This window comes from Pseudomonas saponiphila (assembly GCF_900105185.1).
GTDB classification, from domain to species: Bacteria; Pseudomonadota; Gammaproteobacteria; order Pseudomonadales; family Pseudomonadaceae; genus Aquipseudomonas; species Aquipseudomonas saponiphila.
In genome coordinates this window covers 2,890,052-2,903,436 of record NZ_FNTJ01000001.1, presented here as the reverse complement: position 1 = coordinate 2,903,436, position 13,385 = coordinate 2,890,052, and the positions used below count along the sequence as shown (strand labels likewise).

At 66.0% G+C, this 13,385-nt stretch carries 9 protein-coding genes; 4 read left to right on the top strand and 5 right to left on the bottom strand.

The genetic code is table 11. The features are described from left to right. Window positions 1–8: 8 nt before the first annotated feature. The 5 genes from BLV47_RS13605 to BLV47_RS13585 all read right to left on the bottom strand — a co-directional run bounded on the left by BLV47_RS13605 (window position 9) and on the right by BLV47_RS13585 (window position 7,152). A complete protein-coding gene (locus BLV47_RS13605) occupies window positions 9–1,217 on the bottom strand; it encodes a pyridoxal phosphate-dependent aminotransferase (RefSeq protein ID WP_092314328.1) in 1,209 nt (402 codons plus the stop codon). A gap of 27 nt (window positions 1,218–1,244) precedes the next feature. After that, window positions 1,245–2,852, bottom strand: a complete 1,608-nt coding sequence (locus BLV47_RS13600; RefSeq protein ID WP_092314326.1) for a 5-guanidino-2-oxopentanoate decarboxylase — start codon at window positions 2,850–2,852, stop codon at window positions 1,245–1,247. 10 nt (window positions 2,853–2,862) lie between these two features. After that, window positions 2,863–4,962, bottom strand: a complete 2,100-nt coding sequence (locus BLV47_RS13595) for an acetate--CoA ligase family protein (protein ID WP_092314324.1) — start codon at window positions 4,960–4,962, stop codon at window positions 2,863–2,865. 21 nt (window positions 4,963–4,983) lie between these two features. Beyond that, window positions 4,984–6,144, bottom strand: coding sequence for an acyl-CoA dehydrogenase family protein (locus BLV47_RS13590; RefSeq protein WP_092314322.1), 1,161 nt, complete (start codon window positions 6,142–6,144; stop codon window positions 4,984–4,986). Between the two features lie 216 nt (window positions 6,145–6,360). Continuing rightward, window positions 6,361–7,152 carry an enoyl-CoA hydratase/isomerase family protein gene (locus BLV47_RS13585; protein ID WP_092314320.1) on the bottom strand — a complete coding sequence of 264 codons (792 nt, stop codon included), beginning with the start codon at window positions 7,150–7,152 and terminating at the stop codon, window positions 6,361–6,363. A gap of 823 nt (window positions 7,153–7,975) precedes the next feature. Here BLV47_RS13585 and BLV47_RS13580 point away from each other — a divergent pair. From BLV47_RS13580 to BLV47_RS13565, 4 genes are all read left to right on the top strand, one after another. Next, the gene (locus tag BLV47_RS13580; RefSeq protein WP_092314318.1) at window positions 7,976–8,617 is read left to right on the top strand and encodes a DUF1345 domain-containing protein; all 642 of its coding nucleotides are present in this window, start codon (window positions 7,976–7,978) and stop codon (window positions 8,615–8,617) included. Window positions 8,618–9,239: 622 nt separating this feature from the next. Then, on the top strand, window positions 9,240–11,084 hold the full coding sequence (locus BLV47_RS13575) for an autotransporter outer membrane beta-barrel domain-containing protein (protein ID WP_092314316.1): 1,845 nt from the start codon (window positions 9,240–9,242) through the stop codon (window positions 11,082–11,084). 213 nt (window positions 11,085–11,297) lie between these two features. Then, complete coding sequence (locus BLV47_RS13570) at window positions 11,298–12,239, top strand: choline ABC transporter substrate-binding protein (protein ID WP_092314314.1); 942 nt, start codon at window positions 11,298–11,300, stop codon at window positions 12,237–12,239. An 87-nt stretch (window positions 12,240–12,326) separates the two neighbouring features. Beyond that, window positions 12,327–13,259, top strand: a complete 933-nt coding sequence (locus BLV47_RS13565) for an alpha/beta hydrolase (protein ID WP_092314312.1) — start codon at window positions 12,327–12,329, stop codon at window positions 13,257–13,259. Window positions 13,260–13,385 lie beyond the last annotated feature (126 nt).

The following is a 13,385-nucleotide window of genomic DNA, read 5'->3' as shown; positions in this document are numbered from 1 at the left end:
GACATTCCTCAGGCGGTAGGCAAGGTGACGGGGGCGCCGCGGCGGCTCAGGCAGTGGGCGGCGCACAGGGCAATACGGCGGCAGGCTTCGCGCAGGTCCTCGGGCTGCAGCACCAGCCCCAGGCGGATATGCCCGGCGGCGCTGGGGCCGAAGGCTTCGCCGGCCAGCACCGAGACGCCCTGCTCGTCCAGCAGGCGCTCGCTGAAGGCCTGGGCGCTGAGTCCGGTGGCGCGAATGTCGACCATGACGAACATGCCGCCATCGGGTTTCAGGGGCCGGGCGCCGGGGCAATCGGCCAGGCAGTCGCAGACCAGATCCCGGCGCTGGCGGTAGGCTTCGGCCATGTCCCGCAGCTGCGGCAAGGGTTGCTCCAGGGCCACGATGGCGGCGTCCTGGATGAATTCCGGCGAGCCGTAGAGCATGCACAGGGCGAGGTTTTCCAGGTGCGCGGCCAGGGCCGTCGGCGCCACCACCCAGCCCAGGCGCCAGCCGGTCATGGCGTGGGACTTGGACAGGCTGTTGAGGGTCGCGGTGCGTTCGGCCATGCCCGGCAGGCTGGCCGGGCTGACGTGCTCGCCCTCGAATAGCAGTTCGCTGTAGACCTCGTCGCAGATCAGCCACAGGTCATGTTCGATGCACAGCGCCGCCAGGGCCTCCCAGGTCGCCCGGGGGATGCTGGCGCCGGTGGGGTTGTGCGGGCTGTTGAGCACCAGGGCCCGCGTCTTGCCGGTGATGCGCGCGGCCACCGCCTCGGGCTGCACCCGAAAGCCGTCCTCGGCCCGCACCGGCAGCGGCACCACCTGGGCGTTGCAGGCGCCGAACACCGCTTCATAGGTGACGTACATCGGCTCGGCCACTATCACCTCGTCACCCGGGTCCAGAAGGCATTGGGCCACGCTGTACAGGGCGCACTGGGCACCGGCCAGCACCACCACCTGCTCGGCCGCCACCACTTGCCCGCTGCGCTGCTCATGGCGCCGGGCGATGGCCTCGCGCAGGGCGCGCTTGCCGCGCACGTCGGCGTAATGGGTGTGGCCGGCCTGCAGGCTGTCGATGGCCGCCTGGACGATGGGCTGGGGGGTGTCGAAATCCGGGTCGCCCACCGACAGCAACCAGACCTGCTCGCCGCGCTCGCGCTTGGCCAGGGCCCGGTAGTGAATGTCCCAGGCGGCGGCGCCGTCTCCGGCAATACGTTGGGTCAGTTGAGAAAAGCGCATGCTCAGGCTCCAGGCAAAAAGGGATGGTCAGCGCGCGCAGGCGTGCTTGAGTTCGATCAGGCTCACGCCCTTGCGGGCAAAGCCTTCGCGCAGCGCCTGTTGCAACTCGTCGAGGCTGGCGGGTTGGCTGACGCTGCAACCGAAGGCCCGGGCCAGGGCGGCAAAATCCGGGTTGCGCGGCAGCACGCCGATGGGCTCGATGTTCAAATCGAGCATGTCGTCGCGGATCTGCCCCAGGGCGTCGTTGTTCCACAGCAGCACCACCAGCGGGCTGTCCAGCTCCTCCAGCGCCGTGGCCAACTCCTGCACGGTGTAGAGAAAACCGCCATCGCCCACCAGCACCAGCCCCGGACGCTCGGGAGCACCGAGCTTGGCGCCGATGCCCGCCGGCAAACCGTAGCCCAGGGTGCCGTAGCCGGTGGGGTGCAGCCAGCTGCGAGTAGCGCGGCTCGGGTACAGGTAGTTGCCGCTGTAGGCCAGCTGGGTCATGTCGCTGGCGATAAAGCCGTGTTCCGGCAGCTCGGCGGCAATCCGTTGCAGGATCGAGCGATGAATCTGCTGCAAGGGCCCCTGCCCGTTCTGCACCGCCTGGCGCAGATCGGCCACCGCGTGAATCGCCGCCCCCGCTTCGGCCGGTGTGGATGGCAAGGCCTGGAGCAAGACGTCCAGGGTGGCGCGGGCATCGCCGTGCAAAGCCACCGCACACGGGTAGAAGTCATTGAACTTGCGTGAGTCGATATCCAGGCGCAGCAGCTCGCCGTTCAGCGGCAGGCGCTCACGCCAATAGTCGGTGTCGGCCATCTCGGTGCCCACCGCCAGCACCACGTCGGCCTGACTGATCAACTGCCAGCCGGGCTCCACGCACAAGGTCGATCCGGCATTGAGCGGCGCCTCCTCCGGCAGCAGCCCCTTGCCCGCCACGCTGCTGAAGAACACCGCGCCCAGGCGCGTGCTCAAGGCTCGCAACTGCTCGGCCGCGTGCAGCGCGCCACCACCGGCGATGATCATCGGCCGCTTGGCGCGGCGCAGTGTGTCGGCCGCCTGCTGGATATCTGCCGCGGCGGCCGGGCCACGAGCCGGGCGCCGGCGCACCTCGCCGGTCCAGTCGCGGGCGACTTTCGCCGCCAGCACATCCAGGGGCACGCTGATGTGCACCGGGCGCGGGCGCTCGCTGTCGAACACGGCAAAGGCCCGGGCCAGCAGCTCCGGCAGGTCTTCCGGGCTCAGGGCCAGGGCCGAGAACGCGGTGATCGGCGCGGTGATGGCGCGCTGGTCCTGGGTTTCGTGCAGCGAGCCCCAGCCCTTGCCCAGGCTGGCGCTGTGGTTGACGCTGGAAATCACCAGCAGCGGAATCGAGTCGGCGTAGGCCTGGCCAATCGGCGTGGCGACGTTGGTCACCCCCGGGCCGCTGATGACGAAGCACACCCCGGGCTTGCCGCTGACCCGGGCGTAACCGTCGGCCATGAAGCCCGCGCCCTGTTCATGCCGGGTCAGCACATGGCGGATGCCGCTGCCCGGCAGGCCGCGATACAGCTCCAGGGTGTGCACCCCGGGAATGCCGAACACTGTGTCGACGCCGTAGCCGGCCAGCAGGCGCACCAGGGCCTGGCCACCGGTCAAGGTCTGATCGTGCATGTCTCTCTCCTCAAGCCTGGCCAAGGCGAATCAACGCATCGACCGCGACGGTGCCCTGGGCACCGACCAACAATGGGTTCACATCCAGTTCCAGCAATTGCCCGGCGTGTTCGCAGGCATAGTTCGCCACCGCGCCGATGGCCGCCACCAGCGCGCCAAGATCGGCCGCCGGGCGCCCGCGAAAACCCTGCAGCAAGGCGGCGCTGCGCAGGCTCAGCAAGGCCTGGCGGATCGCCCCTTCGGTGGTGGGCAGCAGCAGGCTGCGGCTGTCCTTGAGCAGTTCCACCAGCACCCCGCCGGCGCCTATCACCAGGGCCAGGCCGAAGTCGTTCTCGCGCTTGATGCCGACAATCAGCTCCGCCAGGGGCGGCGCGGCCATGGGCTCCAGCAACACCCGATCAAAGGCCACATCGGGTGCATGCTCGGCCACCCGCGTGCGCATCAGGCGCAGGGCCGCGCTCAGGGCTTCAGGGTCCTTGAGGTTCAGGGCCACCGCCCCGGCCTCGGTCTTATGCGGCAACTGTGCGCTGACCGCCTTGAGCACCAGCGGATAACCAACAGCGGCCGCCGCGCTCAGGGCCTGCTCGGGGCTGCTCAGCACGCCGTCGGGAATACTCAGGCCGAAGCCGCGCAGGGCCTGCTTGGACTGCCACTCGTCCAGCAGCACGCCGGCGCCATGCAAGGCCTGCGGGCACAGCGGCACCAGGGCCGCCTCGCCCAGGGCCAGCAGCGCCTGACGCCGCTGCTGATAGGCGACGATCCGGCCCCAGGCCGCCAGGCCATCCTCCACCCCCTGCAAAGCGGGAATGCCCTGGGCATGCAGACGCTCGCGGGCGCTGGCGGGCAGCAGTTCGGGAAAGGCCGAAGTGACGAAGCCGCGCTGGCCGTGGCGTTGCAGCGCGGCGCAGAACAGCTCCAGCAGCAGGTCGCATTCCTTGCGCTCGCCGGTGAACTCGGCCGGGTAGTCCAGCACCAGCATGGCGCTGTCGGCCTGGGTGCGCAGGGCGCTGTCGAGCATGGTTTGCAGGGCCTGGGCATCGCCCCAGATGGCGGTGGTGAAATCCAGCGGGTTGACCAGGTTGGCGTAGCCCGGCAGCACCTCGGCCAACTCGGCGCATTGCTCGGCATCCAGCTTGGGCAACTGCAGGCCGTTGCGCTCGGCGTAGTCAGCGATCAGCCCGGCGTCGCCCCCGGAACAGGCCAGGGCCATCAGTCGCGGACCTTCCGGCAGCTGGCCGCAGGACGCGGCCTTCAAGGTTTCGACAAAGCTCACCGGACCGCTGACCCGGATCACCCCCAGGCGCTGGAACAGCGCGTCGTACAGCGCGTCCGATCCCGACAGCGAACTGGTGTGACTCAAGGCCAGCTCGGCACCGATCTGCGACACCCCGGTCTTCAGGGCGATGATCGGAATGCCCTTCTCCAGGGCCTTGTACGCCGCTCGGGCAAAGCCCGGCACATTCTTCAAGCCTTCCAGATGCAAGCCGATGGCCGTGACCCGGGGTTCGTCCAGCAGCACGTCCATCAATTCGGCAATGCCCAGCTGCGCCTGATTGCCCACCGAGGCCATGTAGGCCACCGGCAGCGAGCGGTCGCTCATGGACAGGTTGTAGGCAAAGTTGCCGCTCTGGGTCAGCACCGCTACCCCGCTCGGCACCGCTTTACCGCCATGGGCCACCGGCCACAGCGCGGCGCTGTGCAGGTAGTCCAGCAGGCCGTAACAGTTGGGGCCGAGCAGCGCCATGCTGCCGGCCGCCTGCAGCAATTGCTGCTGCAGGGCCTGGCCCTGGGCGCCGGTTTCGGCAAAGCCCGAGGCGTAGCAGATGGCTCCGCCGGCGCCCTTGGCCGCCAACGCCGCGACGCAGCTCAGGGTCAGCTCGCGGTTGGTGGCGACGAACACCGCATCCGGGCCGCAAGTCAGCTGTTCGATGCTGGCCACGCAGGGCACGCCATCGAGCTCGGCATGCTGCGGGTTGACCAGCCACATGGGCCCGGCAAACCCGCCTTCGGCGCAGCGCCTGAGGGCCCGGGCCATGCTGCGCCCGCCGACGAAGGCCAGATGCCGCGGGGCCAGCAGGCGCTTGAGATTGTCACGAAGAGTCTGGGACATGACGGCAGTTCTCCAGGGCGTTCAGCGCATCAGCGGCCGCAGCAGTTCACGGGAAATGATGTGGCGCTGGATCTCCGAGGTGCCCTCCCAGATCCGCTCGATCCGCGCGTTGCGCCAGATGCGCTCCACCGGCCCCTCATCCATCAGGCCCATGCCACCGTAGATCTGCACCGCCTCGTCGGCCACCCGGCCCAGCACCTCGCTGGCAAACAGCTTGGCCATGCCGGCCTCGCCGTCGGTCATGCTGCCCTGGTCCATCTTCCAGGCGGTGTGCAGGGTCAACAGCTCGGCGGCGCGGATCTGCGTGGCCATGTCCGCCAGCTTGAACGAAACCCCTTGGTAACTGCCGATGGCCTGGCCGAACTGCTTGCGGTCCGCCGCCCATTGCAAGGAGGCATCCAGGGCGCGCTGGGCCTGCCCCACGCAGTTGGCCGCGACCATCACCCGCCCTGCGGTGAGCCAGGCGTTGGCCACGTCCCAGCCCTTGCCCACCTCCCCCAGCACCTTGTTGGCGGGCACCCGGCAGTCGTCGAAGAACATCTCGAAGGTGTGGTAGCCACGGTTGCTCACGCACTTGGGGCCACGGCGGATGGTCAGGCCCGGGGTGTCGCGGTCCACCAGGAACGCGGTCACCGCGTTGCGCTGGCGGCCGTTGTGCTCATAGGTGCCGGTGACCGCGAACACGATGGCGAAATCCGCATGCCCGGCGTGGCTGATGAAGTGCTTGCTGCCGTTGAGCACGAAGTCGCCGCCCTCGCGCACCGCGCGGGTCTTGATCGCATTGGCATCGGAACCGGCGCCGGGCTCGGTCAGGGCGAAGCAATCGACCTTGCGCCCTTGCACGCAAGGCAGCAGGTAGTCGCCGATCTGTGAGCCGGTGCAGGCCATGAGGATCTTCGACGGCCGCGCAACGAACACATGCAGGGCCCAGGAACACTTGGCCAGCTCGCGCTCGATCAGCGCCTGGGACAGGTAGTCCAGGCCGCCGCCGCCCACCTCCTCCGGCATGTTGAAGGCATAGAAACCGGCGGCGATGGCCTTGCTGCGGATTTCTCCGGCGAGGTCGGCGCTGACCTCATCGGCGCGGTCCACCGCCTCTTCGTGGGGCAGCAACTCCTTGCTGACAAAACTGCGAACCGCGTCCACCAGCATTTCTTGTTCTTGGCTGAGTTGGAAATTCATGGCGCTACCTGTGAGTGAGTGACGGTGCAAAAAACCAGTGATCGGGCAGGACGGCCTGCCGAAAAAACCTTCCCGTAGGAGCCAGCTTGCTGGCGAAGAGGCCCTTGAATAAGGCGCTGTTCTTGCGGGCGCCTTCGCCGGCAAGCCGGCTCCTGCAAAATGGGCGCACGACCCAGGGGCCCTTGCGCAGGCAAACGCAATGCCGCCCTGCCGCTCCTACAACCCCTGGAAACGTGGCGGGCGTTTTTCCGTGGCGGCGTGCAAGGCTTCGGCGCCGTCGGCACTGCGCCCGCACAACAGACCGGCGGCCAGCTCGGCCGCCAACTGCTGCGGCAAGCTGCGCTCGGCGCCCTGGCGTATCAGCTTCTTGGTCTGGGCAAAGGCGAAGGTCGGGCCCGCCGCCAGGCGCGCCGCCAGCTCACTGACGCAGGCGATCAACTGCTCATCGGCACAGACCTCGCCCACCAAGCCGGCGGCCAGGGCCCGGTCGGCGCTCCACAACTCATCGAGAAACAGCAGGCGCTTGGCCTGTTCGCTGCCGATCAAGCGCGGCAGGTGCCAGCTGGCGCCGGCATCCGGCGAGTAGGCCATGCTGGTGTAGCCGGCCTTGAACCGCGCCGACTGCGCCGCCACCCGCAGGTCGCAGCACAGGCTCAGGTCCATGCCCGCACCCACCGCGGTGCCGTTGATGGCAGCGATGGTGGGTTTGTCCAGGCTGTGCAGGCGGGACATCAGGGCGTGGGCGGTTTCGGTCCAGCCGTAGCTTTCCAGGGCGCCGCGGGCTTCGGCTTCGGCCCACTCCGCCAGATCGGCCCCGGCGCAGAAACTGCGGCCGCTACCCGTCAGCACCACGGCCCGGACGTTGGGGTTGCTGTTATAGGTTTCCAGCAGGCTGTGCAGTGCTTTGAGGGTCGGGATGTCCAGGGCGTTGCGTTGCGCCGGGCGGTTGAGGGTGATCCAGGCGACACCGGCTTCGATCCGGTTGAGCAGCGACGATGAAGGGGTCATGGGCGTCCTCGAATTATTGTGGTTGGCGTGAGGGGGTGACTTGAGGGTGATACTAAACGAGTGTTCAACAAGGCGGCAATTGCCGGGGCCTAGAGCTCCTATTGGTCGAATCCTTGAGATATCCCTTTGTTTTTATTAGGTAAAAACCTGGGCTTTGGGGGTTATTGCGCGGGGGTTGTTACAACTTCGAACAAGCCTCGACAAAAGTGCGCGAGGGTGGACGGCGAGGCATGCCCCTCCGTAGGAGCTGGCTTGCCAGCGAAGGCGTCCGCCCAAGCACTGCATGCCTGACGGGCCTCTTCGCCGGCAAGCCGGCTCCTACGGGAAATGTGGGGGGCCGGACCGTGGAAACACCGCCCCCCTCGGTAGGAGCTGGCTTGCCAGCGAAGGCGTCCGCCCAAGCGCTGCATGCCTCACGGGCCTCTTCGCCGGCAAGCCGGCTCCTACGGGAAATGTGGAGGGCCAGACCGTGGAAACACCGCCGCCCTCGGTGGGAGCTGGCTTGCCAGCGAAAGCGTCCGTCCAAGCGCTGCATGCCTGACGGGCCTCTTCGCCGGCAAGCCGGCTCCTACGGGAAATGTGGGGGGCCGGACCGTGGAAACACCGCCGCCCTCGGTGGGAGCTGGCTTGCCAGCGAAAGCGTCCGTCCAAGCGCTGCATGCCTCGCGGGCCTCTTCGCCGGCAAGCCGGCTCTTACGGGAAATGTGGGGGGGGGGGGGCCAGACCGTGGAAACACCGCCGCCCTCGGTAGGAGCTGGCTTGCCAGCGAAGGCGTCCGCCAAGATGCTACTGTTCTCCCCTCTTCCCCAAGCTGCGAGCAATCATGTCCATCGTCATACGCACCCACCCCCGTCTGACCATCGGTGTGCTGATCGGCTGCGCCGTGGGCTTTCTGGCCCCTGCCGAAAACCTGACCAGCAAGGTCCTCATCGGCTGGAACGCCGCCGTCTGGTCTTACCTAGCGCTGATGTTCTGGCTCACCGTGCGAGCACGGGCCGATCAGGTCAAACGCATCGCTGAAACCGAAGATGAAAACGCCGGGCTGGTGCTGCTGATCATCTGCATCGCCGCCATCGCCAGTCTGGTGACCATTACCCTGGAACTGGTGGGCAGCAAGGACCTGGACACTACCCGGCGCCTGCTGCACTACGCCTTTACCGGTATCACGGTGATCGGCTCCTGGCTGTTGGTGGGGGTGATTTTCAGCGTGCACTATGCGCGCCTGTATTACACCTGGAGCGGCAAGGAGCCGGCACTGCGCTTCGCCGAGGGCCTGACCGATCCGGACTATTGGGACTTTCTGTATTTTTCCTTCACCATCGGCGTCGCGGTGCAGACCTCGGACGTCGGCGTGGCCACTCGCGAGCTGCGGCGGATCGTCCTGGCCCAGTCGCTGATCGGTTTTCTGTTCAATACCGCGATCCTGGGTTTCTCCATCAATATCGCCGCCGGACTGTTCAGCTGAACCGGTACAAGACAACGTGAAGCCGATCCTGGCCGCTGCGCGGGATCGTCCGTGAGAATCGCGACGGCCTCGTCCGCAATGCCATATGGCGAGTGCGAGGCTGGATAACCGCAGTTGATCCAATGCGAACGGCCTCCAGTACTGACCAACTAAAATCAGTTGCACTGATCTAGCTCGCCAATAAATCGCCCCATCACTTCAAGATCAATTTCAGATTTATCTTAAAGACCCTCTCTCGCACTAAAAATAAAATGGCCGGCTTTTACAGCCCAGGACTTAGCCAACTAACCACTTGACGTTAGTTCCTCGCTTTAAAGTAACTCCCCTCTGCTGAACGCCTGAAATTCGCCGACCTCGCCATGCGCAAAAGACCAGAACACTTGTAATAGAGCACCCGCACGCCCCTTCCATAGAGCCCACAGCAATCAGCCGCCCCCCAAAAGCAGCCTGTAACTTCTACGGGCTGTTGTGCTTTCTGCTTCGCCAAAAGGTTAAAACGTTGAAATACCCATCCGTAATAACAGCAATCGCCCTGCTATACAGCGTTGCTTATTCAGCGCAGTCCCATGCACTCACTACAATCGACGGTATTGATTTAGGTTCTTCGAGTAACGAGGACTCTATGGTCTTCGGCATATCCGCTGACGGTCGTGTAATCGCGATAAACACAACATCACACACAAGCCAGGATCGCGCATTCAAATACAGCGATGCCACTGGCATGGTCGATCTGGGGACCTTGGGTGGAGACGATTCCTTTGCCTATGCCATATCCGCCGACGGCAGTGTGGTCGTGGGAAAATCAGCTACCCCAGACTCGATTCATGCCTTCAAGCACTCCGACGCGACCGGCATGATCGATCTAGGCACATTGGGCGGCGCGTCATCCAGCGCCAATGGCGTATCCGCTGACGGCGCCGTGGTGGTTGGCGACTCCTTGAATCTCCAAGGGCGGACTCGTGCCTTCAGGCACACGGAGGCGACCGGCATGATCGATCTGGGGACCTTGAAGGCAGACAACAGTGGCGACGCCCTTGCAACGGCGGTGTCCGGCGACGGTAGCGTAGTCGTGGGGCTGGCGGACACCGATACCGGTTCGAACGTACAACACGCGTTCAAGCACACCGATGCCAACGGCATGACCGACCTGGGCACGCTCGGCGGAACAACCTCCGGAGCCTTGGGAGTATCCGCCAACGGTTTGGTGGTGGTGGGCAGTTCAGAAACCATCACCGGCGCGACTCAAGCGTTTAAACACACTGACGCGAACGGCATGGTCGGGCTCGGTTCCTGGGGCGGCGACTCCAGTGCTTACGCGGCGTCCGCCGACGGCCGCGTGGTCGTCGGGTTTGCCATCACTGCAGAAGGCGATAGCCACGCCTTCAGACACACCGATGCAGGCGGCATGATCGATTTGGGCACGTTGGGCGGCCAACAGTCGGCAGCGACTGGCGTGTCCGCCGACGGCAATATTGCCGTCGGCCTGAGCCTAACGGCGAATGGCGCCCTACACGCCGCACTGTGGAAAATCACGGAAACCGGCACTCACCTGCTTGATCTGGACAATACCCGGACCGCGATGGCCAAAAGCGCCAATCAGGCATGGGGAGTCCTGGACCTGCGCAGTGCGCAACTGGATCGGTTGATGAGCCAGGAGTGCCAGATCGACAGCGGCTCGTTCTGTATCGGGGTTGGCCCCAGCTACAGCACAAACCGCGAGACTCGCCAGACCTCCACGAGCCTGACCCTGGGCGCCCGTCCTGACGAACACCTGCGTGTAGGCATCACCCTGGAGCAGAACCTCGATCAGCAATTGCCGGACAACTACACCAATGCAGGCTCCAACGCCCCGGCAGTGGCGATGTTCGTTGCCGTGGACGAATCGGGCCAGGGCCTGGGTTGGCAGGGGCGTCTGGCGGCGGCCTATCTGTCGTCCAAGGTCGATATCCGCCGTGAGCAACTGGCTTATACCGAAGCCGGTAAAGGGCGTTCGAGCCTGCGTGGCAAGGCCTTCAGCATCGAGGGTGGCTATGGCCTGCGCCTCGATAGCCTGAACGTGACGCCGTACATCGGCCTCAGCCAGACTCAAGTCAGCCGCCAAGGCTATAGCGAGCACAGCGGCGCCGTAATGGCGGCCAGCTACGCCAAAATGCAGCGCTCGGTGACCAGCCTGAACGCCGGCGTACGGACCGCCAAGCGCCTGACCAAACAGCTGGAGCTCAATGCCAACCTGGGCCTGATCCAGGACCTGCACAAAGACCAGGATGCCTTTCAAGCCCGCATGGACGACCTGGGACGCTACACCTACCAAGCCGATAAACAGCACTACACCCGGTTTGCCGCAGGCACCGGGGCAAGCTATGCCTTGAACCAGAACAGCACCGTGCATGCCGGTGTGTTCTGGACACAGGAGCCTGGCGGCAACGACACGACCGGTATTCAAACCGCCTTTACCTATCAGTTCTGATAGCGGCCCAGGCCCTGGCACAACCGCCAGGGCTGTTGCTGATCGCGACCTGGATGAGCCTGCGGGCGTGAAGTGCACCCGGGCAGTCGCCACAGGGCAAAAGCCGGTCGCTGCAGAGCGTTTCCCGGACCATCAGGGCCACGTAAGGTGGCCAGCACGGCGCAACAAGACGCCGCTCTGAACAACAAGCCACCTGCCGCAAGAGATCCTCTGATGAAAACACCGTTCAAGCGTTGTTTCCTGCTCCTGTGCGCCACTGCACTGCTCAGTGCCCCCACCTGGGCCGCCGAGCCCCCGTCCTGCAAGGCCGTGCGCATGGGGGTGGTCAACTGGACCGATGTGATCGCCACCAGTGCCATGGCCGATGTGCTGCTGGGTGGTCTGGGCTATGACAGCAAGCAGACCAGCGCGGTGCAGCAAATCATCTTCGCCGGCATCCGCGACCGGCGCCTGGACATCTTCCTCGGCTACTGGAAGCCGGCCATGGACCAGAACATCGCGCCCTTCCTGGAGGCCGGGCAGGTCAAGGTCATGGACCGGCCCAGCCTCACGGACGCCCAGGCGACCTTGGCGGTGCCGGACTACGTGGCCCAGGCGGGCCTGAAAACCTTCGCCGACATCGCCCGATTCAAGGACCAGCTGGGGGGCAGGATCTACGGCATCGAGCCCGGCAGCGGCGCCAACACCACGATCAAGACCATGATCGACACCGACCATTTCGGCCTCAAGGGCTTCAAGCTGATCGAGTCCGGCGAGGCCGGGATGCTGGCGGCGGTGCAGCGGGCGATCAATCGCAAGGAATTCGTGGTGTTCGTCGGCTGGACCCCGCACCCGATGAACATCAACATGGCCATCACCTACCTCAGCGGCAGCGAAGACGTGTACGGCCCCAACGAGGGGGCGGCCACGGTGTCCACGGTCACCGTGCCGGACTACGCCGAGCGCTGCCCCAATGTGTATCGACTGCTGCAGAACCTGAGCTTCAGCGCGGCCCAGGAAAGCCAGCTGATGGTGCCGATCATGCAGCGCAAGACGCCCCAGGACGTGGCCCGGCAATGGCTGCGCGAGCATCCCGAGGACCTGCAGCGCTGGCTGACGGGGGTCACCACCTTCGACGGCGGCGATAGCGTGGCCGCGGTCAAAGCCAACCTGTAACCGCCCTCCGTAGGAGCCGGCTTGCCGGCGAAGGCGGTCTCACGGACCTTCGCTGGCAAGCCAGCTCCTACCCCTGTGAGGCTATCCATGAGCCGTTACCCGCTTTCTGCCGAGCTGGCGGCCTTCGTCCGGCGCACCCTGAGCTACACCAGCACCGACAGCAGCCTCCAGGGCCTGCGCGACAGCTATGAGCGCATGTGCCGGGACTTCACCCCGCCCCGTCCGCCCGGGCTGGCCGTGCATGACCTGCAACTGGCAACAGTGCCGCTGCGGGCCTATCACCCGGATCGTCCGCCCCCGGCGTCGGGCTGGCCCTGGCTGCTGTACCTGCACGGCGGCGGCTGGGTGTTGGGCAGCCTGGATTCCCACGATTTCATCTGCGCCGCGCTGGCCGACGAACTGGAGATCCTGGTGATCGCCGTGGATTACCGCCGGGCTCCGGAACACCCGTTCCCGGCGGCCTTCGACGATTGCCTGGGGGTCTGGCGCGCCCTGGAGCAGGGCCTGAGCCCGCTGCCCCTGGACCGCCGGCGACGGCTGGTGATGGGTGACAGCGCCGGTGGCAACCTGGCCGCGGCCCTGTGCCTGGCCCTGCGCGATGCCGCCGAACCCTTGCCCGCCGCCCAGGTGCTGGTCTACCCAGGATTGGGTGGCGCGGCCGACCTGCCCTCGCGCAGCCGGTACGCCGATGCGCCGCTGCTCAGCAGCAGCGACCTGGACTGTTTCCAGGCCCTGTACCTGCCTGGCCGGCCACAGCGCTCGGCCTATGCCCGGCCGCTGCTGGCGCAGCAGTTCGACGGTCTGCCACCGGCCTTCATCGCCCTGGCGCAGTTCGACCCGCTACGCGACGACGGCGAGTGCTATCACCGGCACTTGCTCGCGGCCGGGGTCGCCAGCCAGCTGTACCCGGGCCTGGGGCTGGTGCACGGTTGCCTGCGCGCCAGGGGCCTGGCCGCCGAAGTCGACGCGCTCTACAGCGCCCTGTTGCGTTACCTGCAGCAGCACCTGACGCGCCCCTGAGGGCGACCGTTGGTCAGCCATCCAGCGCCGCGCGGGATATTTCCTGCTTCGGCACCCTTGACGGCGAACGGCTTTTTGCGGTTTCCTGAAACCGGTTTCAGCTCCATCTCCGGAACGACTGCAAAC